This window comes from Streptomyces canus, from assembly GCF_030815415.1.
Lineage (GTDB): Bacteria > Actinomycetota > Actinomycetes > Streptomycetales > Streptomycetaceae > Streptomyces > Streptomyces canus_F.
In genome coordinates this window covers 1,549,638-1,575,678 of the sequence record NZ_JAUSWW010000001.1, presented here as the reverse complement: position 1 = coordinate 1,575,678, position 26,041 = coordinate 1,549,638, and the positions used below count along the sequence as shown (strand labels likewise).

Below are 26,041 nucleotides of genomic sequence, written 5' to 3'. Positions count from 1 at the left end.
CCCGAGGTGAGCCGTGCCGCACGGTCACGTGTCGAGGAGCCTGCGCAGCCAGTCCAGATGTGCCGCCCGTGTCCGCTGGGACAGCGCCGCCTGCGGGGCGAAACCGTCGAAGCCGTGGAAGCCGCCCGGCCACACATGCAGCTCGGCGATCCCGCCGGCCTGCCAGATCCGGGAGGCGTAGGCGACGACCTCGTCCCGGAACGTCTCCGCGGAACCCACGTCCAGGAACGCCGGGGGCAGCCCGGTCAGGTCCTCGGCGCGGGCCGGTGCCGCGTACGCGGGCCCGTCCGGGCCGCCGCGCCGCTCGCCCAGCAGTGCCGTCCAGCCGGTCTCGTTGGCGGTCCGGTCCCAGACGCCCAGGCCCGCCATCTGGTGCGAGGACGGGGTGTCGTTGCGGTCGTCCAGCATCGGGCACATCAGCACCTGGCCGATCGGACGCGGCCCCTGACGGTCCCGGGTGAGCAGGGCGAGAGCCGCGCACAGTCCGCCGCCCGCGCTGGCGCCCGCGAGGACGATCCGATCCGGGTCGACACCCAGCTCCCCGGCGTGCTCCGCCGTCCACACCAGACCGGCGTACACATCCTCGATCTGCGCGGGATACGGGTCCTCCGGGGCCAGCCGGTACTCCACCGACACCACGACGGCGTCCAGCTCCTTGGCCCAGGCCAGCGCCACGTCCACGCCCACCCGGTTGTTGCCGAGGACCATGCCGCCGCCGTGCACGTGGTAGACGACCGGGCGAGGGCCCGCGGCCGAGGGCACCGTGGGGCGGCAGATCAGCAGCGAGATCTCGGGGGCGCCCACGGGACCCGGCACCACACGGTCCTCGGCCTTGAAGAAACCGTCGAGCGTCAGGTCCAGCTCGGCCAGCATCTGGATGCCGGGGCCCTGACGTATCTGCTCGATGTCCTCCGGGGTCATCCCCGGGGAGATAACCTCTTTGATCAGTTCCAGGGCTCCGGCAAGTTCCGGGTCGAACGGCGGCGGCACCAGGGTCATGTCTTCTCCTCACGCGGAACGCGGCGGCTCATGCCGACATGATCCGCGCCCTGCCCGCCCTCCGGGGCGCCGCCGTACGGCGGAACCTGCCCGCCGTACGGCGGGTGGCACCAGCGTGACCTGGGACCTTGCAATGTCATGACCTTTTGTTCACCCGGGAGGGGTGGAAGAGATCAGGAACCTGAGACAACCCTGTGAAGGCCCCACACGTACCAGGAGTAACAAGTGAATGTGTCCCTCTCCGTCTGGCTGCTGACGGTTGCCGCCTTGTGCGTGCTCGTCGCCGTCGACTTCTTCATCGGCCGCAAGCCCCACGACGTGTCGATCAAGGAAGCCGGCATCTGGACGGTCGTCTGGGTCGTGCTGGCCTGTCTCTTCGGCGTCGGCCTGCTGATCTTCAGCGGCGGAAAGCCGGCCGGTGAGTTCTTCGCCGGGTTCATCACCGAGAAGTCGCTGAGCGTCGACAACCTCTTCGTCTTCGTCCTGATCATGGCGAAGTTCTCGGTGCCCTCGCAGTACCAGCAGCGGGTCCTCATGGTCGGCGTAGTGCTGGCCCTCGTGCTGCGCGCCGGGTTCATCGCGGCCGGCGCGGCGATCATCTCCACGTTCTCCTGGGTCTTCTACCTCTTCGGCGCCTTCCTGATCTGGACCGCCTGGAAGCTCGTCCAGGACGCCCGCAAGGAGGAGCACGAGGAGGAGTACCAGGAGAACAAGCTCCTCAAGATGGTCGAGCGGCGCTTCGGCGTGGCCGACCGCTACCACGGCACCAAGCTGTGGATCGAGGAGAACGGCAAGCGGGTCATGACCCCGATGCTGGTCGTCATGCTCGCGATCGGCTCGACCGACGTGCTGTTCGCGCTCGACTCCATCCCCGCCATCTACGGCCTCACCGAGGACCCGTACATCGTCTTCACGGCGAACGCGTTCGCGCTGATGGGGCTCCGCCAGCTGTACTTCCTCATCGGCGGCCTGCTGAAGAGGCTCGTCCACCTCAGCTACGGCCTGTCGATCATCCTCGGCTTCATCGGCGTCAAGCTGGTGCTGCACGCCCTGCACGAGTCCGGCGTCCATGTGCCCGAGATCAGCATCCCCTTCTCGCTCGGCTTCATCGTGCTGGTGCTCGCCGTCACGACCTTCACGAGCCTGAGGGCCACCAGGAAGCAGGAGGAGCGGGTCTCCTAGCCGAGCCTCTTGACTTCGAGAGCGCTCGAAGACCTAGCGTCACCAGGGTCGGTTACGACCCTGGTGAACGGAGACGGCCATGCGCGTGGGCGTGCACATCAACCGGTTCGACCATCCCGGGGGAGGGCCCGCGCTCGGCGTCGAACTCGCCGCCGCGGGCGACGCCGCCGAGGCCGCGGGCCTGAGCTGGCTGTCGGTGATGGACCACTACTTCCAGATGGAGTTCAACGACCGGGCCGAGGACCCCATGCTGGAGGCCTACACCACCCTCGGCTATCTCGCGGCCCGCACCTCGACGGTCCGGCTCGGCGCCCTGGTGACCGGGGTGACGTACCGGCACCCCGGACTGCTCGCCAAGATCGCCACCACGCTCGACATCCTGTCCGGCGGCCGGGCCGCCCTCGGGATCGGCGCCGCCTGGTACGACCGGGAGCACGCGGGCCTCGGTGTGCCGTTCCCGCCGGTCGCCGAGCGCTTCGAGCGGCTGGAGGAGACCCTTCGGATCTGCCTGCAGATGTGGGACCCGGAGGAGAACGGCCCCTTCGAGGGCAAGCACTACCGGCTCGCCGAGACGCTGTCCGTCCCGGCCCCGGTCAGCGACCCGCGCCCCGAGATCATGATCGGCGGAGGCGGCGAGAAGAAGACGCTCCGGCTGGTCGCCCGGTACGCGGACGCCTGCAACCTGTTCACCACCACCCCCGAGGAGATCGCGCACAAGCTCGACGTCCTGCGCGGCCACTGCGACACCGAGGGCCGCGACTACGACGCGATCCGCAAGACCGTCCTCTACTCCGGGGACCCGCTCACCACCGGTGACCTCGACGCCTTCACCCAGGACATCACGGGCTACACCAAGCTCGGCATCGACACCGTGATCCTCTCCCCGCGCACGGGGGAGCCGGCGGCCTTCATCGAGCGGTTCGCGGCCCCCGCCGTTCAGCGGCTGGCGGGACTCGACTGAGGGACGGCGGGCCCGCTGCGGGAGACGATCCGCATCCCGCGGTCGTCGACCACACGCACCTGCAGCGAGCCGCAGCCGCAGCGGGTCCATAGTGTGCGGCCCGCCGCGGTGGCGTGCCGGGACACCACCTGGAAGGGCTCGGCGCCGTCCGGCCATCCGCAGTGCGGGCAGACGGTGCCGGCCGGGGTCGTGCCGGTCGGGCTGGTCATGGGGACTCCTCGTACGTCGTGGATGGTTGACCGTCGCGACACATCCAGGGTGCAGCGCACGCTTCGTACACGTCCAGGTTGACTTTCCGGACCTCACCTTGAAGCGTGGGCTTCATGATTGATCTGCGTCGGCTCCACGTCCTGCGCGCGGTCGCGCACTACGGCACGGTCACCGCGGCCGCCCGCGCCCTGCACTTCACCCCGTCCGCCGCCTCCCAGCAGATCCGCCAGCTCGCCCGCGATCTCGGCGTCGACCTCCTCGAACCCCAGGGCCGGGGGGTCCGTCTCACCCCGGCGGCCGAGAGCCTGCTGGCGCACGCCGACGCCATCCAGGCCCGCTGGGAACAGGCGGAACTCGATCTGCGCGCCGAACAAGGCGCGCCCGGCGGGCCGTTGCGGGTGAGCGGCTACCCGGTGGCGATCTCGGTGCTGCTGGCGCCGATGGCGGTGCGGTTGCAGGAGCGGTATCCGCGGCTGAGCGTGCGGATCCAGGAGGCGGATGTACCGGAGAGCTTCGATCTGCTCTTCGAGGGCGAGACCGACCTCGCGATCGTGGAGGCCACCCCGCACAACCCGCCGCTGAACGACGTCCGGTTCGACCAACAGCCGCTGCTGGACGACCCGTTCGACCTCGTCGTACCCACCGGTCATCCGCTGGCCGGCCGCGAGCGCGTGGAGCTCTCGGAGGCGGCGCACGAGGACTGGATCGCCCCGATGCCGGACAGCCCCTGCCGCCCGCACATCATCTCCGCCTGCGCGGAGGCCGGGTTCAGTCCCGCGGTGGTGCACCATGCCGTGGACTGGAACGTCATGGCCCATCTCGTCGCCCACCGGCTCGGCGTCGCGCTGATCCCGCGTCTCGCCCAGCTCGCCCCGCACCTGCCCGTCACGCGGGTGCCCTGCACCGGCAACCCGCACCGCAAGCTGCTCACCTGCACGCGGCGCGCCGGACGGGAACGCCCCGCGGTGGAAGCCGCGTTGACACAGCTGCGGGAGCTGGCGTCCACCGCTGTGGCCTGAGTGTTGTCAGTGCCGTTTGGCACGATGGGGATCATGAGTCGCAACATCAGCTACAACACCGCCGACCAGAACGACATCATCGCCTTCCTCGGCGCCGGCGAACTGACGAAGGACCAGCAGCGCATCCTCGGCAATGTCCGCAAGTACGCCGAGGCGCACCAGGCCGACCTCGAACGGCAGGGCGTCGACTGGGGTCTGACCGTCCCCGAGGCGCTGGACCACCTCATAGCGGGCCGCGCCGACTCGGACGCCGAGTGCGCGGGCAACGCGTACTACACCGCCCTGCAGAAGATCATCGACCGGAGCGGCAGTGACCCGTACCAGCTGGGCACCTTCTCCAAGCCCTCGACCTTCTTCGGGCTGATGGACGACGAACTGCGCCGTCTCGGCGTCCCCGCCGATCTGCTGCCGGGCGACTTCCTGTTCGCCGGTCCGCCCGACGGCATTCCGTTCCCCATCCCGTATCCCGTGGACGGCTCCCCGGACATCGGCCGTCTGCCGCTGGCGAAGGCGAAGCCCGCCGCGGACGCCTACCGCGCCGTCCTGGACCGCGTCGACAGCGCCTTCTCGTACGAGCTCGGGCAGCTCGCCGGACAGCTGGAGTTCGAGCACGACGAGTGGTGGTCCGCGCAGTCGATCGACTGGTACAGCCAGGACACGATCTTCTTCTCGATCACGGGCTGAACCGTCGTGCGGGCGTGAGGGCGTACGGGCATGGGAAAGGGGCCGGAGCTCCATGAGCTCAGGCCCCTCGCCGCGAGGAGGTGATCAGGCGGCAGCGGTCTCGCCGGCGTGGCTGTGCACCCGGGCGATGACCTCGGTCAGCTGCTCGGCGACCTCGGCGTCGTCGGCCGGGTGGGTCTCGGCGAACCGAACCACGGAACCGGGGATGGAGAGCTTGACGTCCTCGAGCACCGTGGCGCCGGCGATGCCCAGCGCCTTGCGGGTCTCGTCCTGCGCCCACACGCCACCGAACTGGCCGAACGCGGTGCCGACCACGGCGGCCGGCTTGCCGCCGAAGGCGCCAGCGCCGTACGGGCGGGACAGCCAGTCGATGGCGTTCTTCAGGACGGCCGGGATGGTGCCGTTGTACTCGGGGGAGAAGAGCAGGAAGCCGTCGGCGGCCTGGGCGGCCTCACGCAGCTTGGCGGCCGGGGCCGGGACGCTGCCCTCGACGTCGATGTCCTCGTTGTAGAACGGGATCTCGGCCAGGCCCTCGAAGAGCTCGACACTCGCACCCTCGGGAGCGAACTTGACCGCCGCCTCGGCCAGCTGGCGGTTGTGCGAACCGGCGCGAAGGCTGCCGACGAGCGCAAGGATGCGAACAGACATGCGAACTCCAAGATGCTGAAACAGTGCCGTCACAATACGGACCGGGGTCCGTTTAACTTCTACCACCCTAACCGGACCGCGGTCCAGTTTCATTCCCGATGCTTTACGCTGTCGTCATGTCCGCCTCTCTGCCGCCGTTTCCCAGGTCTCAGGAACCTGCGGGCGATGCCGAATTGCTCCAGCTCGGCACGCCGGAGGAGGAGCCCTGCCTGCGCGCCGACGCCGCGCGCAACCGGGCCCGGCTGCTGGAGGCGGCGGCCCGGCTGATCGCCGAGCACGGCGCCGCCGGGGTCACGATGGAGGCGGTGGCAGCCGCGGCCCAGGTCGGCAAGGGAACCGTCTTCCGCCGCTTCGGCGACCGCACCGGCCTGCTGATGGCGCTGCTGGACCACTCCGCCAAGAAGCTGCAGGAGGACTTCCTCGGCGGCCCGCCGCCCCTGGGCCCCGGGTCGCCGCCCCTGGAGCGGCTGCGGGCGTTCGGCGTGGCGGTGCTGTACCGCACGGTCGAGCAGCTGGACCTCCAACTCGCCGCCGAGCCGGAGCCCACCCGCCGGTTCTCCCACCCGTCGCACCGCGCGCTCACCATGCACGTCACGGTCCTGCTGCGCCAGATCGTGCCGGACGCCGACTGCGAACTGCTGGCGCGGACGCTGCTCGGGTATCTCGACCCCGCCCTGATCCACCACCTGACCAGGGAGTGCGGGATGCCGATGGAACGCCTCGAGGCCGGCTGGGCCGATCTGGTGGACCGCGTGACGGGCACCGGGGCGACCCACTGAGGGGCGACTCGCACAGGTTCTGCAAAGATGCGTCACGTCATGGTGCAGATACCGAAAACGCCCGCCCCCGCGTCGCCCGCACCGCGCTCCGTTCCCACGAGCGCCGATGTGGCCCGTCTGGCCGGCGTCTCGCGCGCGACCGTCTCCTACGTCCTCAACAACACCAGCGCCGTCCGGATCAGTGAGCCCACCCGCCGCCGTGTCCACGAGGCCGCCAAGGAACTCGGGTACGTGCCGCACGCGGCCGCCCGCAGCCTGCGCGCCGGACACAGCCGCCTGGTCCTGATGCCCGCCCCCACCGTCCCCGTCGGCCAGCTCTACGGCCAGTTCATCAACGAACTCCAGTGGGCCCTCAGCCGCCTCGACTACACCGTCGTGCAGCACGGCAGCGTCGGACTGCACGGCGACGAGGCCGCCCGCGCCTGGGCCGAACTCCGCCCGGTCGCCGTCCTGGTGCCCGGCGCCGGGCTCGGCCCGAAGGGCGTCGCGGTCCTCAAGCGCTCCGGCGCCCGCGCCGTCGTCACCCTCGGCCCCGAGTCCGTCGAGGGCGCCCACGCCCTGCTCATGGACCACGAGGCGGTCGGCCGCTGCGCCGGCACCCACCTGTACGAGCGCGGCCGGCGCCGCATCGGCGTCGTCGTCCCCGAGGAGGCGGGCCTGGAGGCCTTCTCGCTGCCCCGCCTCGAAGGCGTGCGCAACGCCCTGCGCGGCACCGACGCCACCGTGACCCGTCTGCCCCTCGCCCACACCGAGGAAGCCGGCGCCCGGCTCGCCGCCCGCTGGCACGACCTCGGCCTGGACGCGGTGTTCGCGTACAACGACGAATACGCGATGCTGCTGATGCGCGCCCTCCAGGACCAGGGGGTCGACGTGCCCGGCGAGACGGCGCTGATCGGCGCCGACGACCTGATGATCGGCCGCCTCCTGCGGCCCAGACTGAGCACGGTCCACCTCGAACTGCCCTCCGGCCGCGACCTCGCCGAACTGGTCGACCGGGCGGTGCGCGACCCCGGCGCCGTCCCCGAGACGCACAAGGTGCTGGGAGCGACGGTGGTGCACCGCGAGTCCAGCTGAGAGCCTGAGTCCCAGGCTGTCACCCACGGAAGGCGTGCCATGCGCACGACGGTCGGCATCATCGGCGGCGGCCCCGCCGGACTGCTCCTCGCCCGCCTGCTGCACCGCGCGGGCATCGACTGTGTCGTCCTGGAGGCCAGGACGCGCGAGTACGTCGAACAGCGCCAGCGTGCCGGAATGCTGGAGCAGGGCACGGTCGACGCCCTGCGCGAGGGCGGCGCGGCCGAGGGTCTGGAGGCCCGGGGCCTGGTCCACCAGGGCATCGAGCTGCGCTTCGACCGGGAACGCCACCACATCGACTTCCCGGTCCTCACCGGCGGTCGCACCGTCACCATCTACGCCCAGACCGAGATCGTGAAGGACCTCGTGGCCCTCCAACTGGCCGACGGACCACCGCTGTTGTTCGAGGCGCAGGCGCTCGCGATCGAGAAGCCGGAGACCACGGCACCGGTCGTGCGGTTCGTGCACGAGGGCCGCGAACAGACCCTGAACTGCGACTGGGTCGTCGGCTGCGACGGCTTCCACGGCATCGCCCGCGACACCGTCCCCGCCGAGGTGAGCCGTGCTTACGAGCACGACTACCCGTACTCCTGGCTGGGGATCCTCGCCGATGTCGCCCCGTCCTGCGACGAGTTGATCTACGCCCGCGGCGAGCGCGGCTTCGCCCTGCACAGCATGCGCTCACCGCATGTGTCACGCCTGTACCTACAGGTCCCGAACGGCACCGACCCGGACGGCTGGTCCGACGACCGCATCTGGGACGAACTCGCCGCCCGCTTCGCCATCGACGCCGACTGGACCCTGCGCCGCGGCCCGATCACCGCCAAGTCCGTGACCCCGATGCGCAGTTACGTCCACGAACCGATGCGGCACGGGCGGCTCCTGCTGGCCGGCGACGCCGCTCACATCGTTCCGCCCACCGGCGCCAAGGGCCTCAACCTCGCGGTGTCCGACGTACGCCTGCTCGGCCGCGCCTTCGCCGAGCTGCGTCGCACCGGCTCCGAGCAACTCCTGGACACCTACTCGCAGTCGTGCCTCGCCCGCGTCTGGCAGGCGACCCGGTTCTCGTACGACATGACGACGATGCTGCACACCCGCCCCGACGCGGACCCCTTCGAGCACCGGCTGCAGCTGGCGCGGCTGCGCCGGATCACCGCATCCCGGCACGCCGCCGCCGAACTGGCCGCGAACTACACGGGACTTCCCCTTCAGTGGTGAGCCCCCACCGGGACGCGGTGCCTCAACAGCCGTACGGTCACTGACCGTTCTGCTCGGCTTCGGCCTGCTGCTCGGCGACCGACTTGCGGACCTCGTCCATGTCCAGCTTCCGGGCCTGCCCGATCACATCCGTCAGCGCGGCCTCCGGCAGCGCGCCCGGCTGGGCGAACACGGCCACCCGGTCACGGACGATCATCAGCGTGGGGATCGACTGGATCCCGAAGGCCGCGGCCAGCTCCGGCTGCGCCTCCGTGTCCACCTTGCCGAAGACCAGGTCCGGGTTGGCCTCGGCGGCCTTGTCGTAAACGGGCGCGAACTGACGGCACGGCCCGCACCAGGACGCCCAGAAGTCGATCAGCACGAACTCGTTGTCCGTCACCGTCTGGTCGAAGTTCTCCTTGGTGAGCTCCACGGTCTTGCTCATGGCGTGAATCCCTCTTCCTGATGTCGGGGCGAAGCCGTCGTGGAAAACACGAAAGGCCGAGTAGGTATTCCGCGCGCTTACCCATGTGGCCTGAGCGCACACCACCCGTAAGACTGACCCCATGACGGAAACGGAATCCATCGCGCACACCACCTACGACGTAGTGGTTCTCGGTGCCGGGCCCGTGGGGGAGAACGTCGCCGACCGCACCCGTGCGGCCGGTCTCTCCACCGCGGTCGTGGAGAGCGAGCTGGTCGGCGGCGAGTGCTCCTACTGGGCCTGTATGCCCAGCAAGGCCCTGCTGCGCCCGGTCATCGCCCAGGCCGACGCCCGGCGCCTGCCCGGTCTCGCACCCGCCGTGCAGGGCCCCCTCGACACGGCCGCGGTCCTCGCCCGACGGGACGAGTACACCTCCCACTGGAAGGACGACGGCCAGGTCCGCTGGATCGAGGGCATCGGCGCCGACCTCTACCGCGGCCACGGCCGCCTCACCGGCCCCCGCACGGTCACCGTGGGCGACAAGGTCCTGACCGCCCGGCATGCCGTCGTCGTCAGCACCGGCACCCGCGCCGTCCTGCCGGACCTCCCCGGACTCGACGAGGTCAAGCCATGGACCAGCAGGGAGGCCACCAGCGCCAAGGCCGCGCCCGGCCGCCTCGTCGTGGTCGGCGGCGGGGTCGTCGCCACCGAGATGGCCGCCGCCTGGCAGGCCCTCGGCTCCCGGGTCACCCTCCTGGTGCGCGGCAAGGGCCTGCTGAACCGCATGGAGCCCTTCGCCGGCGAACTGGTCCACGAGGGCCTCACCGAGGCGGGCGCCGACGTCCGCACCGGCACCTCGGTCGCCTCGGTGACCCGCCAGAACGGCACCGTCGTGGTCGTCACCGACGCCGGTGACCGCATCGAGGCCGACGAGATCCTCTTCGCGACCGGACGCGCCCCGCGCACCGACGACATCGGCCTCGACACCGTCGGCCTGGAACCCGGCTCCTGGCTGGACGTCGACGACAGCCTCCGCGTCACCGGCAACGACTGGCTCTACGCCGTCGGCGACGTCAACCACCGCGCCCTCCTGACCCACCAAGGCAAGTACCAGGCCCGCATCGCCGGGGCCGCCATCGCGGCCCGTGCCTCCGGGGCTTCCCTTTTGGAGACGGCCCCCTGGGGCGCGCACGCCGCGACCGCCGACCACTCCGCCGTACCCCAGGTCGTCTTCACCGACCCGGAGGCCGCCGCCGTCGGCCTCTCCCTGGCGGAGGCCGAACAGGCGGGCCACCGGGTCCGCGCCGTCGACTACGAGCTCGGCAACGTCTCCGGCGCGAGCCTGTACGGCGACGGCTACCGGGGCCGCGCCCGCATGGTCGTGGACCTGGAGCGCGAGATCCTCCTCGGGGTGACCTTCGTCGGCCCGGGCGTCGGCGAACTCATCCACTCGGCCACCATCGCCGTCGCCGGAGAGGTGCCGATCAGCAGGCTGTGGCACGCCGTGCCGTCGTATCCGACGATCAGCGAGGTATGGCTGCGGCTGCTGGAGAGCTACCGCGACAACTGAGCCCCGCGGTGGGCACGTGGCCGGGCGCGGCCGTCATGGTCACCCACGGCCGCGCCCGGCCACGTGCCCACCGCCCGCTCCACGGTGTCGTGTTCGCCCCGATGTGCGATGACGGCGGCCCGCAGCCCGGCTACGGCAGCGTGAAGCCCAGCGAGGCCGCCGCCTCCGCCGGCGTCGGCTGCGCCCATCGCTCCGCCATCGCCTGGCCCGAGGAAAGGGACCGCAGCTCCGCCCGGTCGAGGTAGAGCAGGCCGTCGAGGTGGTCGGTCTCGTGCTGCACGATCCGCGCCGGCCACCCGGAGAACACCTCGTCCACCGCACGCCCGTGCTCGTCCTCGCCCGTCAGCCGCACCTCGGCGTGGCGTGCCACGACCGCCTGCCAGCCCGGCACGCTCAGACAGCCCTCGAAGAACCCGGCACGCGCGCTGCCGACCGCCTCGTACGACGGATTGACCAGCACCCGGAACGGCTGCGGCACCCGTCCGCGCGCCACCCTGATCTCGTCCGGCACCGGCGCCGGGTCCTCGATCACCGCGATGCGCAGCGGCACACCGACCTGCGGAGCCGCCAGGCCCACGCCCGGCGCCGCGTGCATGGTGATCCGCAGCGCCTCGACGAACCGGGCCAGCAGCGCGGAGTCCAGCTGCCCCTCGAACCGGTCCGTCCCGCGCCGCAGCACCGGATCACCGGCCGCCACGATCGGCAGCGGGCCGTTGCCCGCCAGGAGTTCCTCGACCAGACCGGCAAGGGGCGCGTGATGACGGGGAGTTGCCATCGCGCCAGGATGCCATGCCCCCCTGCCCGCCTTTGTGTGACGCAGGTCACTTAATCCTCTGGGAACTCGAAGGCCTCTTCCCCCGACTACTGGACCGGTACAGCCGAGAAACGTCCCCTGCCCCAGAAAAGAACCGCCGATGACCTCCGCTCTCACGAGGACCACGGACGAGGCCCCGAAAGCCGCCGATCCGACGCCGTCACGCAGCAGTTGGGCACCGCTCCGCCCCCTGCTGCTGCGCCTGCACTTCTACGCCGGACTGCTCGTCGCGCCGTTCCTTCTGGTGGCCGCCTGCACCGGACTCCTCTACGCCGCGTCCTTCCAGGCCGAGAAGATCGTCTACGCCGACGAGTTGACCGTCTCCGCGGTCGGCGACACCAAGCTGCCCATCTCCGAGCAGGTCACCGCCGCCCGCGAGGCCCACCCCGAGGGCACCGTCGCGGCCGTCCGCCCCTCCCCGCAGGACGACGCGACGACCCGGGTGCTGCTGTCCGGAGTCAAGGGCGTCGACGCCGACCACACCCTCGCCGTCTTCGTCGACCCGTACACCGCCGAGGTCCAGGGAGCCCTCGAACAGTACGGCTCGACCGGCGCCCTGCCCCTGCGCACCTGGATCTCCGAGCTCCACCGCAATCTGCACCTCGGCGAGACCGGCCGCCTCTACAGCGAGTTCGCGGCGAGCTGGCTGTGGGTGATCGCGAGCGCCGGCCTGGTGATGTGGTTCACCCGCCGCCGGGCCCGGCGCAAGCTGCGCGGGACCAGCGGGCGGCGCCGCACCCTGGGCCTGCACGGCGGCGTCGGCGCCTGGGCCGCCGCCGGGTTCCTCTTCCTGTCGGTGACCGGTCTGACCTGGTCCACCTACGCCGGCGCCAACATCGACGTCCTGCGCACCTCGCTGCACCAGGCCACCCCGTCGATCTCCGCGAGCGCGGGCGGCGACCACTCCGGGCACGGCGCGTCCGCCTCGGCCGGGGGCGCCGAGCACGGCGTCGGCCTCGACAAGATCCTGGCGGCGGCGCGGGCCGAGGGGCTCGGCGACCCGGTCGAGATCGTCCCGCCCGCCGACGCCGCGTCGACGTACGTGGTGAAGCAGGTGGGGCGCAGCTACCCCACGAAGCAGGACGCGGTGGCGGTCGACCCGACCAGCGGCGAGGTCACCGACGTGCTGCGGTTCGCCGACTTCCCGGTCCTCGCCAAGCTGACCCGCTGGGGCATCGACCTGCACACGGGCGTCCTGTTCGGCCTGGTCAACCAGATCGCCCTGATGCTGCTCGCGCTCTGTCTGATCCTGTTGATCGTGTGGGGCTACCGGATGTGGTGGCAGCGCGGTCGCGGCTCCGCCTTCGGCCGTCCGATCCCGCGCGGCGCCTGGCAGAAGGTGCCCCCGCTGATCCTGCTGCCGTGCGTTGCGGGTATCGCGGTCCTCGGGTACTACGTTCCGCTCCTCGGCATTCCGCTGGCCGCGTTCCTCGTCGTCGACATCGTCCTCGGCGAGATCAGCCACCGGCGGGGGAGGCGTGCCGAGGCGGCGGCCTGACCGTACGGCAGCACAGGGGCCCGGTTCCATGACGGAACCGGGCCCCTGTTGTCGTGCTCAGAGCGTGTCGAAGTCACCCGCGAGCGCGGAGGCGAGGCGGATGTGCGGCCCGGCCTCCTCGTGCCGCCCCTGCCGCTCCAGGGTGCGGCCCAGCATCAGACGGGCGTACTGCTCCACCGGGTCGCGCTCCACGATGATGCGCAACTCGGTCTCCGCGCGGCGCAGTTGGGCCGAGTGGTAGTAGGAGCGGGCCAGCAGCAGCCGCGGTCCGGTCTGCTCCGGCACCTCCTCGACCAGCCCGTCCAGAACGCGCGCCGCGGCGGCGTAGTCCTTGGCGTCGAAGAACATCCGCGCGCGCTCCCAGCGCTCCGCCGGTGTTCCGTGGTCGTAGTACGTCATCTCCACTCCGGACCTCCTTCGAGGCCGTCAACGGAGAGAGTTGGTTCAATATTCCACTACTTGTCGAGGGTCGCGAGCTCGACGTCGGCCCGGTCGGCGATCAGGGTCAGCACCCGTCCGGCGACGGCGAGGTCCTCCGTCGGGATGCCGTCGTAGATCCGGGCCGTGATGGGCGCGGTCTCGGCGGACGTCCTCTCGTACAACTCCCGCCCGGCGTCTGCTCGCCAGGGAGTGCGTACGAGGTCGAGTTAGCTCGATCGGGTGATCGTCTGCTGGCGGGCTTGCGGAGTGCTGGGCTGATCGGGCTAACGTGATCGTGCGACCTGGGACACCGGGTACGGCGTCAGCGTGCGGGTCCCCTGCTCCACCAGAGGATGGGTCTGGGCCTCCCCGCCGCCTCTGGCCGTGCCCAACTGGCCAGGTCGCGCAGGGAACTGGCCTCCCGGGCCCGGACCACGCACAGGATGCGTGTCGCCACCCGGGGTCGAGTACGCCGGGGACCAGCTCGCCCAAGACCGTTCGGGGCGCGCGGCTGAACGGGCTCACTCCCGCTCAGTCCACAGGAACGGTTGAGCAGGGGAGTGGTGGTGGTCATGACTGCTCCTTGTCGGGTTCGCCGGTGACGGCGAGCGGATCCAGAGGTGCGTCGAGCAGGGTTACCAGGTCGTGCTCGAAGTCCCGCGTGCGCTCGCTGTCCAGGCCGCCGAAGGGTGCCAGCAGCTGCTCCAGGAGCCCCTGGACGACCTTGACGGCCTGCCGGGTCGTGTCGCGGCCCTGCTCGGTGAGGGCCAGCTGCACGGCGCGAGGATCGCGAGGGTCGCGGGTGCGCTCCAGGAGGCCCGCGGACTCCAGGGACCGCGCCAGCTTGGACACGTACAGCGGCTCCAGGCCCACATGGTCGGCGAGGCGCCGCTGGCTGGGGCGCTCACCGGCGCGCTGCATGCCGTACAAGGACGCCACCAGCGAGTACTGCGCATGGGTGAGCCCCAGCGGAGCCATCGCGCGGTCCACCGCGGTCCGCCACTTCATCGACAGTCGCCACACCAGGAATCCGGGTGTCGCCTTCTCGGAACTCTCGCTCATGACAAATACCGTACATGGCTACTATGTACATGGCTACTATTTTTGGAACGGGCCCGGACGGCCCGGACGACCGACTGACGGGACGCCTCCCGCGGGTCTAGGTTGGGCGCCATGAGCAATCTTGATCGCGAGGCGGCTCCCGCCCTGTGCGGCGGCCGCGGCTTCGTGGTGGCGGAGCCCGTTCGCGAACTCCTCAGCCCGCGCACCGTCAAGCTCGGCGAGTCCACCGAGGTCCGCCGGCTGCTGCCCAACCTGGGCCGCCGCATGGTCGGCGCTTGGTGCTTCGTCGACCACTACGGCCCCGACGACATCGCCGACGAGCCCGGTATGCAGGTGCCGCCCCACCCGCACATGGGCCTCCAGACGGTGAGCTGGCTGCACCAGGGCGAGGTGCTGCACCGCGACTCGACCGGCAGCCTCCAGACGATCCACCCGCGCGAGCTGGGCCTGATGACCTCCGGGCGGGCCATCAGCCACTCCGAGGAGAGCCCCAAGTCGCACGCCCCCTATCTCCACGGCGCCCAGCTGTGGGTGGCCCTCCCCGACAGCCACCGCCACACCGACCCGCACTTCGAGCACCACGCCGAACTGCCGGTCGTCACGGCACCCGGCCTCTCGGCCACCCTGATCCTCGGCGCCCTCGACGGCGCGACCTCGCCCGGAACGACGTACACGCCCATCGTCGGCGCCGACCTGAACCTCGCCCGCGGCGCGGACGTACGCCTCCCGCTGGAACCGGACTTCGAGTACGCCGTGCTGTCCATGTCCGGCGAGGCGCGGGTGGACGGCGTTCCGGTCCTGCCCGGCTCCATGCTCTACCTCGGCTGCGGCCGCACCGAACTGCCGTTGCGCGCCGAGTCGGAGGCGTCCCTGATGCTCCTGGGCGGTGAGCCGTTCGAGGAAGAGCTGATCATGTTCTGGAACTTCATCGGCCGCACCCAGCAGGAGATCGAACAGGCCCGTGCGGACTGGACGACCGGTTCACGCTTCGGCGAGGTCAAGGGCTACGACGGTGCTCCCCTGCCCGCTCCGTCGTTGCCGCCGGTCCCGCTGAAACCGCGGGGACGCGTGCGCTGACCCGCGGATCCCGCGCCGGTCACAGGGTGAGGAGCACCTTCGTGGCGCGGCGCTCGTCCATGGCCCGGTAGCCCTCCGCGGCCTCTTCGAGGGGCAGGGTGAGGTCGAAGACCTTGCCGGGGTCGATCCTGCGGTCCCAGATGAGCCGGATCAGTTCGGGCAGGAACCGGCGTACCGGGGCGGGGCCGCCCTCCAGGCGGATGCCGGCGAGGAAGAGGTCGAAGCAGCGGATGGCGACGTCGTGGTTGACGCCGACGAAGCCCATGTGGCCGCCGGGACGGGTGGCGCCGATCGCCTGCATCGTCGACTCCTGGGTGCCGACGGCCTCGACCACCGAGTGCGCGTCGAGCCCGCCGGTCAGTTCCCTGATCTTCGCGACGCCCGCGTCACCGCGTTCCTCGACGATGTCGGTCGCGCCGTAGAAGCGGGCCAGTTCTTGGCGCTCGGGGTGGCGGGACATCGCGATGACCCGCTCCGCGCCGAGCTGCCTGGCGGCCAGGATCGCCATCAGCCCGACCGCGCCGGGACCGGCCTGCGCGGCGACGGCGCCGTACCAGCCGGTTGCCGAGCACGTTCCGGACGCGGTCACCGTCCACACCGTCGCGCCGTATGTGCTCACGGGGTTGATGGACAAGCCGGCCCGGCTCATCTACCTCAGCAGCTCGATGCGCCGGACCGGCTCCACCGCGAGCGCCGCCTACGACGACATCAAGCTGTGGGTCACCACCCTCGCGCTCGCCCTCGCCTCCCGCTGGGACGGCACCACCAGCCATGCGGTCGACCCCGGCTGGGTCCCCACCCGCATGGGAGGCGCGGGCGCCCCGGACGACCTGACCGCCGGCCACCGGACACAGACATGGCTCGCCACCCATCCTGACGTGACCCCGCGGACCGGTGGCTACCGGTACCACCGGCGCCCGCAGCCACCCCACCCCGCAGCGCAGGACGCGGAGTTCCAGGCCCGCCTGCTCCAAGCCCTGGAGAGCCGCACGGGCGTCCGCCTCGACTGAGCGTGACGCGGGTTGACGCCGCGTGACCGGCGGCTACCAGGTCACGGGCAGCTCGTAGACCCCGTACACCACCCCGTCGTCCTTGAACGGGATCTTGTCGAGTTCGACCGCCCGCCGCAGGGTCGGGACGCGGCGCAGGAGGGTGCTGTAGACGACCTGGAGTTCCAGGCGGGCCAGCGGCTGGCCCAGGCACTGGTGGATGCCGAAGCCGAAGGCCATGTGGCGGCGGGCGTCGCGGGTGACGTCGAGACGGGCGGGGTCCGGGAAGCGGTCGGGCTCCCAGTTGCCGGTGGCGCCGGGGATGATGACGCCCTCTCCGGCGCGGAGGGTCTCGCCGCCGATCTCGAGGTCCTCCAGGACCACACGGCGCTGGCCGTTGTGGACCACCGTCAGATAGCGCAGCATCTCCTCGACGGCACCCGCGACGACCTTGGGATCGTCGGTGTCGCGGACGAGCGCCAGCTGGTCGGGGTGTTCCAGGAGGGCCAGGACACCGAGCGCGATCATGTTGGCGGTGGTCTCATGGCCCGCGCCGAGCAGCAACAGGCCCAGCATCGCGGCGTCGAGGCGGCCGAGGTCGCCGTCCCGCATCCGGGCGGCCAGGTCGGAGAGCATGTCGTCGCCGGGGGCGGCGAGCTTTGCCTGGAGCTGCTCGTCCAGGTACTGGAGCAGTTCCCCGCTCGCGGCCCTCGCCTCTGCCACGGAGGCGTCCCGGCGGACGCCGACCTGGCTCCTGCTCTGGAAGAACCCGTGATCGTCGTACGGGACTCCGAGCAGTTCGCAGATCACCAGCGACGGGAGCGGCAGTGCCAGCGCCTCCACCAGGTCGGCGGGGTTCGGGCCGGCCAGCATCGTGTCGATGAACTGGTCGGTCATGCGCTGCACGGCCGGTCGCATGGCCGCGATGCGCTTGACGGTGAAGGGGCCGGTGACCATGCGCCGTATGCGCGCGTGATCGGGGTCGTCCATGTTGAGGAAGGACGGCGGCATCTGGGAGTAGGCCTCCTGGAAGGCCGCGCTGAAGTGGGGGAACCCAGGCCGCCGGGGATCGACGCTGAGACGCGCGTCGCCGTACAGCGCCCGCTGGTCCTCGTAGCGCGTGACGAGCCAGGGAGTGCTGCCGTCCCACAGCCGGACGCGGGCGACGGGCCGCTCGCTCCGCAGCCGCAGCATCTCCGGGGGCGGGTCGAAGGGGCAGCCGGCCGCACGCGCCATCGGGAAGTCGGGAACGGTGTCGGTCATCTCACTCCTCGGGGTGGGGGAAGGGAGTTGGCGTCATGGAAGTCCGCGAAGCTGACAACTCCCGGTCATCGGGCTGACAGGACCCGGATCTGGCCGGATCACGCGGGCGGATGGCAGCGATCTCGCCATCTGTCCCCTTGGGGAGGGGAAAGAGTGAGGGCACCGGCCTCTGTGGTGGCGAGCCGATCGCGCTGGTCACCGACGAGGAGATCCGGGCGTCGGGTGGGAGTGATCGTCTCCGGCGGCAACGTGGGGGCCGAGCGCTTCGCCCGGCTCTGCGGTGCCGGGACGCGGCCCACCCGAATGGCGGCTCCCGCTTGACGGGCGGACGATGGAGTGGTGGGGCTCTGCCCCTGCCGGTGCCGCGCGCGTGGTGGCCGGGAGAAGGAGACCGGCCGAGCGAGCGGTCTGAAGGGAGCGTCGACATGCTGGAGATGAAGATCCTCGACAAGCCGGACGAGCGGCGGGACTTCCCCCGAGGGCATCTGGAAGCCGTCCATCTGACGGGCCTCGACTTCGCTGTCGGGACGTTCGAACCGGGCTGGCGCTGGTCCGAGTCCGTGGCGCCCCTCGCGGGGACCAGCAGCTGCCAGGTCCACCACAACGGCTATGTGGTCCAGGGCAGGATGCACATCCGCATGGACGACGGCAACGAGGGCGAGGTGGGTCCCGGCGATGTCTTCGTGGTCTCGGCGGGGCACGACGCCTGGGTGGTCGGCGATGAACAGTGCGTCGTCTACGACTTCGCGGGCGGCATGGCCAAGGACTACGCCAAGAAGAGCGACGGCTGACCTTCGCGACCTCTGCGGTCGCGGCCTATCCCGCCGCGCTGTGCCCGGTGGTGAGCGCGGCGCGCAGTTCCGCCAGGTGCGCGGTGTCCGCCGGCAGGCTCAGCCCGGTGAGGAGGGCCGACGCGGCAGACGGGTCGAGGTCACCGTAGACGTCGCGGTGACTGCCCAGCAGGCCCGCGAAGAGTGCCGCGTGCAGGGCCGGGAGGCGAGCGGCGATGGCGTACGCACTCTCCTTCACCGCCCAGGGGACCGGGCCCGAGCACTCCAGGACCCGGCGGGCCCGGCGGAGCAGCGGTTCCGGGCTGTCGGTCCGCAGGCGGCCGGCGTCGCGCCCGAGCACCTCGGCGAAGGCGGTCTCGCAGGTGTCGCGGTCCTCGAACCAGTCGGCCCACAGCGAGTAGGTCACGGCATCGGCAGTCTCGGGGGCCTCCAGACGCCGCCGGTAGCCGTCCCAGAGGGCGTCGGACGGCAGCGGGCCGCCCGGGCCTCGGTCGGCGAAGCGGATCTCGCAGGTCACCCAGTAGTCGTCGAGGAGATCCAGCAGCCCGAACGCCAGCCCCAACTGCCCGGCGAGGTCCAGACGTTCGTCGGTGAAAGCCTGTCCAGCCCAGGAGTGGGCGACATCGTTGGTGGTGAGCTGCCTCTCGGGAGAGTCGCCGTCGGTCCACGCGTCGTCGCCGACCTGCGTGACGCCGGCCTCCGCCAGCCAGCGTCGGGCGTCCTGTCCGGCCTGCGTGTCCATCCCCAGAGTATGGCGGTCAGATCGGCAGGAGCCGTCCCACCAGCGTGCCCAGCTGCTTCGCGTTGCGGCACTCGTGCATCTCGACGAGCTCGGCGTACTCCGGCGCGGCGGAGTCGCCGGTACCCCACTGCGCGTGCTGCTCGGGGTTCAACCAGTAGACGCGGCGGGCCCGTTCGGAGATCTGCCGGACGGCCGCGAGGTTGGGGTCGCTCATGTTCGTCCGGGCGTCTCCGAGGACGAACACGGTCGTGCGCGGGCCGACCGCGTCGCTGTAGCGCTCCGCGAACTCGCCCAGCGCCATGCCGTAGTCACTGCTGCCGTGGTAGCCCGTGAGCGCCGCCTCCGACTGAATCCGGGCGCCCAGTCCCGCCGCGTCGGCCGCGCCGTGCTCCAGCAGTCCCGTCACCTCGTCGATCCGGTTGACGAAGGCGAACACCCGCACCTTGCTGAACTGGTCGTGCAGGGCCTGGACCAGCAGCATCGTGAAGTCGGAGAAGCCGGAGACCGAGCCCGACACATCGCACAGCAGCACCAGTTCGGGCCGCGCCGGGCGGCGCCTGCGCAGGACCGGCTTCATCGGTACTCCGCCGGTCGACAGTGAACCGCGCAGGGTCCGCCGCAGATCGATCGTGCCCCGGGCCGCCCGCCGCCGACGGGCCGCCAGCCGTGTGGCCAGCTTCCGCGCCAGCGGCTGAACCGTCCTGCGCAGCTCGGCCAGTTGGGCCTTCCCGGCGAACAGGAAGTCGACCCGGTCGGCCGTGGGCCGAACCGCACGCCGGGCGATCTCGTCCCGATCACGCCGCTCCGCCACCCGACGCCGAGCCTCCGTCGCCACCAACGCGCGGAAGGACTCGATACGTCGCCGGATCTCGTCGTCGAGCAGCCGGTCAGCGAACCCCGAACTCCCGCCCTGCGCACGGACATCGGCGCGGACGCGGGCGAGCAGCGTCTGCGGGCGGAGCCGTTCGAGTGTCTGGTACGACGACCAGCCGTCCGAGGCGGGGGAGGAGCCGTATCCGCCGAAGCCGTCGACGGCCTCGACCGCCAACCGGGCCATCATGGCCTGGTCGTTGGCGGCGAGGGCGGCCGCCAGTCGGTCGCGCAGGTCGTCGCGGCCCGTGGTGCCGGCCTCGGGCGCGCCGATGCCCCGCGGGAAGTAGAGGTCGAAGACCGGGTCGAACACCGGCCGTTGGGCCGTGCCGTGCAGCAGCGTCGCCGCCAGCCCCTCGCGCAGCAGCTCCCGGTCCGCGAGACCGAGCGCCGCCATCGCCTGGGCGGCGTCCACCGTCTCGCCGGTGCCGACGCGGATGCCGTGGGCGCGCAGGGCGGCGACGAGCGACGTGAGCCGCTCGGCGACCGGTGTGCTCACAGCGCGTCCAGATCGAGCTTCGCCGCCGCCTTGAGGACGTCGTCCTGATGCTTGAGGAGGACGCCCAGGGTGTCGCGTACGACGGTCTCGTCGAGCGTGTCCGCGCCGAGCGCGAGCAGGGTGTGCGCCCAGTCGATGGTCTCCGCGACCGACGGCACCTTGCGCAGGTCCATCGCCCGCAGCGCACCCACCACCCGCACCACCGACTCGGCCAGCGCCGCGTCGAGCCCCGGCACCTTCAGCCGTACGATCCGGCGCTCCAGCTCCTCCTCGGGGAAGCCGATGTGGAGGAACAGACAGCGGCGGCGCAGCGCTTCGGACAGCTCGCGGCTCGCGTTGGAGGTGAGGACGACGAAGGGGCGGCGGGTGGCGGTGATCGTGCCCAGTTCCGGCACCGTGACCTGGAAGTCGCTGAGCACCTCCAGGAGCAGGCCCTCGACCTCGACGTCCGCCTTGTCGGTCTCGTCGATCAGCAGGACCTTCGGGTCGTCGCCGCGGATCGCCGTCAGCAGCGGGCGGGTGAGGAGGAACTCCTCGCTGAAGATGTCCGTGCGGGTCTCGTCCCACGTCTCGTCGCGGCCCGCGCTGATCCGCAGCAACTGCTTGGCGTGGTTCCACTCGTACAGCGCCCGGGACTCGTCGACGCCCTCGTAGCACTGCAGCCGTATCAGCTGCGCCCCCGCCACCTGGGCGACGGCCTTGGCGAGCTCCGTCTTGCCGACCCCGGCGGGGCCCTCCACCAGGAGCGGCTTGCCGAGCCGGTCGGCCAGGAAGACGGTCGTGGCGACCGAGGGCGAGGCGAGATAGCCGGTCTCGGCGAGGCGCGCGGAGACGTCGTCGACGGAAGTGAACAACGGGGGCCTCCAGGTCGGCGGCGTGAGCGGTCCAGGACAGTCCACCTATCTAAGCGCTTGTTCAGCGCTCGTGTCACCCCGGATCCGGGCCCGGCCTGGCTCTGCCGGCGTGACGGTGTGCACATCGGCGTCGAGGCGCGAGGCCGGACCGCCGACGACCGACAACAGGTGAGGGCGGCTGCCGAAGCAGCCGCCCCTCACTCCGTACGCCCTTCTCAGGCGGCCAGTCCCACCGCTTCCGTCGCCGGTGTGCGCAGCACCCTGCGGGCTGTCGCCAGGCTCGTCCCCAGCGTCACCACCACGGCGACCGACACCACCGCGAGCCAGATGCCGAAGGTCTGACCCGGCAGCACCGAGTCGGTGCGTACCACGGTGAAGGGAACGATCCCCGCCAGCGCGGCGACCGTGCCGAAGAAGACTCCGGTGACCGTCAGGACCAGCGTCTCGGCCCCGACCACGCCGAGCACCTGGTTCGGGGTCGCCCCCGCCAGCCGCTGCTGGCCGAACTCCCGACCGCGGTAAGTGGTCGCCGCGTACAGCGAGTTGACCAGCATCACGCAGACGAAGACCACGATGATCCCGACGACCGTGAAGTTCAGCGTCTCCAGGTTCTTCGCGTCCACCGTCTTCACGAGCCCCGAGGCCTCGATGGCGTCGCTCTCCACCGCCTGCATGGTGAGCGTGGCCGTGGCCATCGCCGTGAACAGGATCAGCGACATCAGGATCCCGGCGAGGTGCCCGGCCCGCTCCCGCAGATTGCGCACGGCCAGCCAGCCCGCCGCACCCGACAGATGCAGCCGGTCCAGGACGCCCTCGAGGAGCCGTGGTGCCGGCATCGCGAGCCCGACGGAGAGCAGGATCGCCCCGTACGCCGGCGGCGCCATCAGCGCCTCGTCCGTGCCGGAGAAGGCGAAGGTGGAGGTGGCCGACAGGGCGCCGACCCCGAGAGCGGCGCAGGTGAAGAACTTCCGCGCCCGGCCGCTCTGCCGGCGCTGTCCGCGCGTCACCCGACGTACCGCGAGGAACGCGGCGCCCGCGGCGGCGAGCAGCGTGACGGCGACTCCCGACATCAACGCGATCGGACCGAAGGCGTGGTCGACCGAGGCCGCCACCTGACCGTTGTCCTGGAACATGTCCAGCAGCGCCTGTCCGCCGAGCATCGCCGGGCCGATGGCCAGCGCGGCGCCCACCAGGGCGACGGCGACCGCCTCACCGACCACCATCCGCTTGATCTGCGCCGGCGTCGCTCCCGAGCAGCGCAGCAGGTCCAGTTCGGCGGCCCGCTGGCGCACGTTGACCGTGAGAGTGGAGGCCACCGCGAAGAACACCAGCAGGGAGCCGTACCCCCCGACCACGCTCGCCGCGGTCGTCAGCGTCTCCGCGCTCACCGAGTCGACGCCGCTCCCCGCCGCCGTGTCGTGCATCGAGTTGAACGTCATGATGACCGCCGCGCCCAGGAAGGCGGACAACAGTGTCGCGAGGAACCGTCCGGGGCGCTGCCGGATCGACCGCATGGCCAGTACGAACATCGCTCACACCCCCGTCGTCACGTCGTCGCCCAGGTGCGCGAGGCGCTCGGCCACCGCGTCTGCGGTCGGCGCGATCAGCCCCCCGGCCAGCCGTCCGTCGGCGAGGAACATCACCGAGTCGGCGTACGAGGCGGCGACCGGGTCGTGCGTCACCATCACCACGGTCCGCCCGTGCACCCGCACCGCCTCCTGGAGCAGCCGCAGCACATCCCGCGCGCTGCGCGTGTCCAGGGCACCCGTCGGCTCGTCCGCGAAGATCACCCGCGGTTCGGCGACCAGCGCCCGGGCGATCGCGACCCGCTGCCGCTGACCGCCGGACAACTGGTCGGGACGGTGCCCGAGCCGGTCGCCGAGGCCGACCTGGGTCAGGATCTCCCGGGCCCGCTTCCGGTCGACGCGCTGTCCGGCCAGCTTGAGCGGCAGCACCGTGTTCTGCGCGACGGTCAGCGTCTCCAGCAGGTTGTACTGCTGGAAGACGAACCCGACCCGGCCCCGCCGGAACTTCGTCAGCTCGGCCTCGCCACCGCCCGTCAGTTCGGTGCCGTCCACGACGACGATGCCGCTGTCGGGCCGGTCCAGCCCCGCCGCGCACTGCAGCAGCGTCGACTTGCCGGAACCCGACGGGCCCATCACCGCGGTGAAGGTGCCCCGGCCCAGGCTGAGCGTGACGCCGTCCAGAGCGGTGACGGCGCTGTCGTCGATGCCATAGGTCTTGGTGACCTTGACCAGCCGCAGCGCGTCGGCGGCGGGTCCCGTGTCGTGCGTACGTCGCGAGCCTGTGCGAAACATCGTCATCACCTCTCGGTCCGGCACTCCGTGTGCCCTGACAGAGAAATTACGGAGATGTCGCGGGGACCACATTGGGCCCAGAACCCGTATCGGGGGGTGTACTCAACGACACCCCGTACGGGTCACCCCAACGAGCCGACCCTCTGGCCGCGCCAGCACGGCGAGCGGCAGGGCGATGACGAGGCCGATGAGCACCGAGACCGCGGTGAGCCCCAGGTGCTGGACGACCGCGTCAAGCAGGATCTGCCGGCGGACCCCCGTCGGGGACTGGGGGGAGGGCCCGACGGTCGTCGCCCTGGTGCTGTTCGCCCTCCCGCCCCTGCTCACCAACGCGTACGTCGGTATGCGCGAGGTGGACCACGGCGTCGTCCGGGCGGCCCGGGGGATGGGCATGACGGGGCGACAGATGCTGTTGCGGGTGGAACTGCCCCTGGCGCTCCCCATGGTGCTGACCGGCGTACGCATCGCCGCCGTCCAGCTCGTCGCGACGGCCACGATCGCCGCGCTGGCGGGCGGGGGAGGGCTGGGCCGGATCATCACGGCGGGCTTCAACCTCGCCAGTACGCCGCAGGTGGTGGCCGGAGCGGTGCTCGTCGCGGGGCCCTCGTCCTCCTGCTGACCGGCTGCTCCACGGGCCCCTCCCTGGAGAACCAGAGCGCGGTCACCGCCGCTCCCGGCGACAGCCGCCAACTGACGGTGGGCTCCGCCGGGTTCACCGAGAGCGACCTGCTCGCCCAGATGTACGCGCTGCTGCTGGACCAGGCCGGGTACAAGACGTCGCTGCTCACCGTCGCCAACCGCGAACTGTACGAACCGGCCCTGGAATCCGGCCAGATCGACGTCGTGCCCGAGTACGCGGCCACCTTCGCCGACTGGCTCAACGCCAAGACCAACGGCGCCGACGCGGCCCCGGTCGGCTCACCCGACCTCGACGCCACGATGACGGCCCTGCGCCGACTGGCCGCAACGCGCGGACTCACGGTCCTGGACGCGGGCAGGGCCGTCGACCAGAACGCCTTCGCCGTGAGCGCCTCCTACGCCCGGCAGCACGACCTGAAGACCCTGAGCGACCTCGGCGCCTCGGGTCTGGAGGTGCGGCTCGCCGCGGGTGACGAGTGTGTCCAACGACCGTACTGCGAACCGGGGTTGAAGAAGACCTACGGCATCGACATCACCGGCGTCGACCCCAAGGGCGTCGGCACCGCCCAGGCCGAGAAGGCCGTGCAGAGCGGCCAGGACCAGATGGTGCTGACCACCACGACCGACGCCACCCTCACGGACTTCGGCCTGGTTCTCCTCGCCGACGACCAGCACCACCAAAGCGCTCGGCGAGCTGAACGACGTCCTGACGACGGCCGACCTGGCCTCCATGGATCAACAGGTGGACAGCTGGCGGCGGTTGGCGAAGGACGTGGCGCGGACCTATCTGGAGGACAAGGGGCTGCTGACGTGAGATGTCAGTGGGGCGCCGTACATTGCGGGCATGGGTGTCTATCTGGTCAGTGTCGACGCACGGGATTGGCGCGGTGACCACGAGGGTGGTTACGGCGAGATCGCCTCGGGGCTCGACGAGGAGTTGAGCAGGCGTGGTCTGCCGCCGTATTCGTCCGTTCCGGAGGAAAGCGGTGCTCTTGAGTTCGGGGAGAAGTTGAGCCCTCCCATGGACGGATTCGTGGAGCTGTGCCGTGCGCGTCTGACGCGCGACGAGGAGGAGACGCTCTGTGGCTGGGCGGTGCTGGTGCCGGTGTCGCTGGACGAGGAGATAACGGTGCCGGTCGGTTCCGCCTATACGGAGACGACCGTGATAGCGGGAGCACCTCAGGTGCTCGCGCTCGCGCAACGGCTGGCGTCGGCGATCGGGCTGCCGCCCATGCTGCCCGTCACGAGCAGGAACCTCGACCTGACCTCCTGGTTCCTGGACGGATCGGCGAAGGAGACGGCCGCCGCCAGACCGGGACCGTGGGGTCAGGACCTGGACGCCTCCTTCTACGTGGCGCTGTACCTGCGCGCCGCCCAGCACTCCCTGCGCCGCGGCTGCCCGATCGTCTACAGCTGACGTGACGGCTCCGTGACGACGGTGACCGTACTGGTGCGGTG

General features: G+C 71.1%; 27 protein-coding genes and 4 pseudogenes. 15 read left to right on the top strand and 16 right to left on the bottom strand.

Annotation, left to right across the window (positions count from 1 at the left end; genetic code table 11):
* Nucleotides 1–24: 24 nt before the first annotated feature.
* On the bottom strand, nucleotides 25–999 hold the full coding sequence (locus QF037_RS07425) for an alpha/beta hydrolase (protein WP_307023057.1): 975 nt from the start codon (nucleotides 997–999) through the stop codon (nucleotides 25–27).
* Between the two features lie 225 nt (nucleotides 1,000–1,224).
* Between QF037_RS07425 and QF037_RS07420 the strand changes: the two genes are divergently transcribed.
* Nucleotides 1,225–2,181 (top strand): TerC family protein, encoded by a 957-nt coding sequence (locus tag QF037_RS07420; RefSeq protein ID WP_307023055.1) that lies wholly within the window; start codon nucleotides 1,225–1,227, stop codon nucleotides 2,179–2,181.
* Nucleotides 2,182–2,260: 79 nt separating this feature from the next.
* Nucleotides 2,261–3,142, top strand: a complete 882-nt coding sequence (locus tag QF037_RS07415; RefSeq protein WP_307023053.1) for an LLM class F420-dependent oxidoreductase — start codon at nucleotides 2,261–2,263, stop codon at nucleotides 3,140–3,142.
* Here QF037_RS07415 and QF037_RS07410 read toward each other — a convergent pair.
* Nucleotides 3,118–3,351, bottom strand: a complete 234-nt coding sequence (locus tag QF037_RS07410; RefSeq protein ID WP_307023051.1) for a hypothetical protein — start codon at nucleotides 3,349–3,351, stop codon at nucleotides 3,118–3,120. The two genes, QF037_RS07415 and QF037_RS07410, sit on opposite strands and share 25 nt — an antisense overlap.
* Before the next feature lie 114 nt (nucleotides 3,352–3,465).
* Here QF037_RS07410 and QF037_RS07405 point away from each other — a divergent pair, with 114 nt between their 5' ends.
* Complete coding sequence (locus QF037_RS07405) at nucleotides 3,466–4,371, top strand: LysR family transcriptional regulator (protein ID WP_307023050.1); 906 nt, start codon at nucleotides 3,466–3,468, stop codon at nucleotides 4,369–4,371.
* Between the two features lie 33 nt (nucleotides 4,372–4,404).
* Nucleotides 4,405–5,055, top strand: coding sequence for a DUF7691 family protein (locus tag QF037_RS07400; protein ID WP_307023048.1), 651 nt, complete (start codon nucleotides 4,405–4,407; stop codon nucleotides 5,053–5,055).
* Nucleotides 5,056–5,139: 84 nt separating this feature from the next.
* On the opposite strand, the gene QF037_RS07395 is transcribed toward QF037_RS07400, so the two are convergent.
* A complete protein-coding gene (locus QF037_RS07395; protein ID WP_307023046.1) occupies nucleotides 5,140–5,703 on the bottom strand; it encodes an NAD(P)H-dependent oxidoreductase in 564 nt (187 codons plus the stop codon).
* A 98-nt stretch (nucleotides 5,704–5,801) separates the two neighbouring features.
* Between QF037_RS07395 and QF037_RS07390 the strand changes: the two genes are divergently transcribed.
* Genes QF037_RS07390 through QF037_RS07380 form a run of 3 tightly spaced genes read left to right on the top strand, consistent with a single transcriptional unit; the run spans nucleotide 5,802 to nucleotide 8,774 of the window.
* Nucleotides 5,802–6,482, top strand: coding sequence for a TetR/AcrR family transcriptional regulator (locus tag QF037_RS07390; protein ID WP_307023044.1), 681 nt, complete (start codon nucleotides 5,802–5,804; stop codon nucleotides 6,480–6,482).
* A gap of 27 nt (nucleotides 6,483–6,509) precedes the next feature.
* Complete coding sequence (locus QF037_RS07385; RefSeq protein ID WP_373463678.1) at nucleotides 6,510–7,556, top strand: LacI family DNA-binding transcriptional regulator; 1,047 nt, start codon at nucleotides 6,510–6,512, stop codon at nucleotides 7,554–7,556.
* A gap of 39 nt (nucleotides 7,557–7,595) precedes the next feature.
* The gene (locus QF037_RS07380) at nucleotides 7,596–8,774 is read left to right on the top strand and encodes a 4-hydroxybenzoate 3-monooxygenase (protein ID WP_307023040.1); all 1,179 of its coding nucleotides are present in this window, start codon (nucleotides 7,596–7,598) and stop codon (nucleotides 8,772–8,774) included.
* 37 nt (nucleotides 8,775–8,811) lie between these two features.
* Here the strand turns inward: QF037_RS07380 and trxA are convergent, their stop codons facing one another.
* Nucleotides 8,812–9,198, bottom strand: a complete 387-nt coding sequence (gene trxA / locus QF037_RS07375) for a thioredoxin (RefSeq protein ID WP_307023038.1) — start codon at nucleotides 9,196–9,198, stop codon at nucleotides 8,812–8,814.
* Between the two features lie 121 nt (nucleotides 9,199–9,319).
* Between trxA and QF037_RS07370 the strand changes: the two genes are divergently transcribed.
* Complete coding sequence (locus tag QF037_RS07370) at nucleotides 9,320–10,747, top strand: dihydrolipoyl dehydrogenase family protein (protein WP_307023036.1); 1,428 nt, start codon at nucleotides 9,320–9,322, stop codon at nucleotides 10,745–10,747.
* Between the two features lie 130 nt (nucleotides 10,748–10,877).
* On the opposite strand, the gene QF037_RS07365 is transcribed toward QF037_RS07370, so the two are convergent.
* Nucleotides 10,878–11,522, bottom strand: a complete 645-nt coding sequence (locus QF037_RS07365; protein ID WP_307023034.1) for a peptide deformylase — start codon at nucleotides 11,520–11,522, stop codon at nucleotides 10,878–10,880.
* Nucleotides 11,523–11,661: 139 nt separating this feature from the next.
* On the opposite strand from QF037_RS07365, the gene QF037_RS07360 reads away from it, so the two are divergent.
* Entirely contained in the window at nucleotides 11,662–13,059 is a 1,398-nt protein-coding gene (locus tag QF037_RS07360; protein WP_307023032.1) for a PepSY-associated TM helix domain-containing protein, read from the top strand.
* Nucleotides 13,060–13,116: 57 nt separating this feature from the next.
* On the opposite strand, the gene QF037_RS07355 is transcribed toward QF037_RS07360, so the two are convergent.
* The 3 genes and pseudogenes from QF037_RS07355 to QF037_RS07345 form a co-directional block, all read right to left on the bottom strand.
* Nucleotides 13,117–13,464, bottom strand: coding sequence for a tetratricopeptide repeat protein (locus QF037_RS07355; protein WP_171139178.1), 348 nt, complete (start codon nucleotides 13,462–13,464; stop codon nucleotides 13,117–13,119).
* Nucleotides 13,465–13,514: 50 nt separating this feature from the next.
* Nucleotides 13,515–13,676 (bottom strand): annotated as a pseudogene (locus tag QF037_RS07350) (MarR family transcriptional regulator); the annotation flags it as partial.
* Between the two features lie 373 nt (nucleotides 13,677–14,049).
* The gene (locus QF037_RS07345) at nucleotides 14,050–14,541 is read right to left on the bottom strand and encodes a MarR family winged helix-turn-helix transcriptional regulator (protein WP_307023028.1); all 492 of its coding nucleotides are present in this window, start codon (nucleotides 14,539–14,541) and stop codon (nucleotides 14,050–14,052) included.
* Between the two features lie 111 nt (nucleotides 14,542–14,652).
* Between QF037_RS07345 and QF037_RS07340 the strand changes: the two genes are divergently transcribed.
* Nucleotides 14,653–15,618: a pirin family protein gene (locus QF037_RS07340; protein WP_307023026.1), complete on the top strand. Its 966-nt coding sequence runs from the start codon at nucleotides 14,653–14,655 to the stop codon at nucleotides 15,616–15,618.
* A gap of 19 nt (nucleotides 15,619–15,637) precedes the next feature.
* Here QF037_RS07340 and QF037_RS07335 read toward each other — a convergent pair.
* Nucleotides 15,638–16,183: pseudogene (locus tag QF037_RS07335) on the bottom strand (zinc-binding dehydrogenase); the annotation flags it as partial.
* A 61-nt stretch (nucleotides 16,184–16,244) separates the two neighbouring features.
* Here QF037_RS07335 and QF037_RS07330 point away from each other — a divergent pair.
* The gene (locus tag QF037_RS07330) at nucleotides 16,245–16,628 is read left to right on the top strand and encodes a hypothetical protein (RefSeq protein WP_307023024.1); all 384 of its coding nucleotides are present in this window, start codon (nucleotides 16,245–16,247) and stop codon (nucleotides 16,626–16,628) included.
* A gap of 33 nt (nucleotides 16,629–16,661) precedes the next feature.
* On the opposite strand, the gene QF037_RS07325 is transcribed toward QF037_RS07330, so the two are convergent.
* Nucleotides 16,662–17,870 carry a cytochrome P450 gene (locus tag QF037_RS07325; RefSeq protein ID WP_307023022.1) on the bottom strand — a complete coding sequence of 403 codons (1,209 nt, stop codon included), beginning with the start codon at nucleotides 17,868–17,870 and terminating at the stop codon, nucleotides 16,662–16,664.
* Between the two features lie 425 nt (nucleotides 17,871–18,295).
* On the opposite strand from QF037_RS07325, the gene QF037_RS07320 reads away from it, so the two are divergent.
* Nucleotides 18,296–18,661 carry a cupin domain-containing protein gene (locus QF037_RS07320; RefSeq protein WP_307023020.1) on the top strand — a complete coding sequence of 122 codons (366 nt, stop codon included), beginning with the start codon at nucleotides 18,296–18,298 and terminating at the stop codon, nucleotides 18,659–18,661.
* Nucleotides 18,662–18,686: 25 nt separating this feature from the next.
* On the opposite strand, the gene QF037_RS07315 is transcribed toward QF037_RS07320, so the two are convergent.
* The 6 genes and pseudogenes from QF037_RS07315 to QF037_RS07290 form a co-directional block, all read right to left on the bottom strand.
* Nucleotides 18,687–19,403, bottom strand: a complete 717-nt coding sequence (locus tag QF037_RS07315) for a hypothetical protein (protein ID WP_307023018.1) — start codon at nucleotides 19,401–19,403, stop codon at nucleotides 18,687–18,689.
* A gap of 16 nt (nucleotides 19,404–19,419) precedes the next feature.
* Nucleotides 19,420–20,772 (bottom strand): vWA domain-containing protein, encoded by a 1,353-nt coding sequence (locus QF037_RS07310; RefSeq protein ID WP_307023016.1) that lies wholly within the window; start codon nucleotides 20,770–20,772, stop codon nucleotides 19,420–19,422.
* Complete coding sequence (locus QF037_RS07305) at nucleotides 20,769–21,626, bottom strand: AAA family ATPase (RefSeq protein ID WP_307023014.1); 858 nt, start codon at nucleotides 21,624–21,626, stop codon at nucleotides 20,769–20,771. The genes QF037_RS07310 and QF037_RS07305 overlap by 4 nt, the downstream gene beginning before the upstream one ends.
* A 215-nt stretch (nucleotides 21,627–21,841) precedes the next feature.
* Complete coding sequence (locus QF037_RS07300; RefSeq protein ID WP_307023012.1) at nucleotides 21,842–23,155, bottom strand: FtsX-like permease family protein; 1,314 nt, start codon at nucleotides 23,153–23,155, stop codon at nucleotides 21,842–21,844.
* Nucleotides 23,156–23,158: 3 nt separating this feature from the next.
* Nucleotides 23,159–23,944: an ABC transporter ATP-binding protein gene (locus QF037_RS07295; protein WP_307023010.1), complete on the bottom strand. Its 786-nt coding sequence runs from the start codon at nucleotides 23,942–23,944 to the stop codon at nucleotides 23,159–23,161.
* A gap of 126 nt (nucleotides 23,945–24,070) precedes the next feature.
* Nucleotides 24,071–24,196 (bottom strand): annotated as a pseudogene (locus QF037_RS07290) (ABC transporter permease); the annotation flags it as partial.
* 1 nt (nucleotide 24,197) lies between these two features.
* Between QF037_RS07290 and QF037_RS07285 the strand changes: the two are divergent.
* The 3 genes and pseudogenes from QF037_RS07285 to QF037_RS07275 all read left to right on the top strand — a co-directional run.
* A pseudogene (locus tag QF037_RS07285) lies at nucleotides 24,198–24,542 on the top strand (ABC transporter permease); the annotation flags it as partial.
* Nucleotides 24,543–24,682: 140 nt separating this feature from the next.
* Nucleotides 24,683–25,474, top strand: a complete 792-nt coding sequence (locus QF037_RS07280; RefSeq protein WP_373463947.1) for a glycine betaine ABC transporter substrate-binding protein — start codon at nucleotides 24,683–24,685, stop codon at nucleotides 25,472–25,474.
* Nucleotides 25,428–26,000 carry a hypothetical protein gene (locus QF037_RS07275; protein WP_307023007.1) on the top strand — a complete coding sequence of 191 codons (573 nt, stop codon included), beginning with the start codon at nucleotides 25,428–25,430 and terminating at the stop codon, nucleotides 25,998–26,000. The genes QF037_RS07280 and QF037_RS07275 overlap by 47 nt, the downstream gene beginning before the upstream one ends.
* The last annotated feature ends 41 nt before the right edge of the window (nucleotides 26,001–26,041 follow it).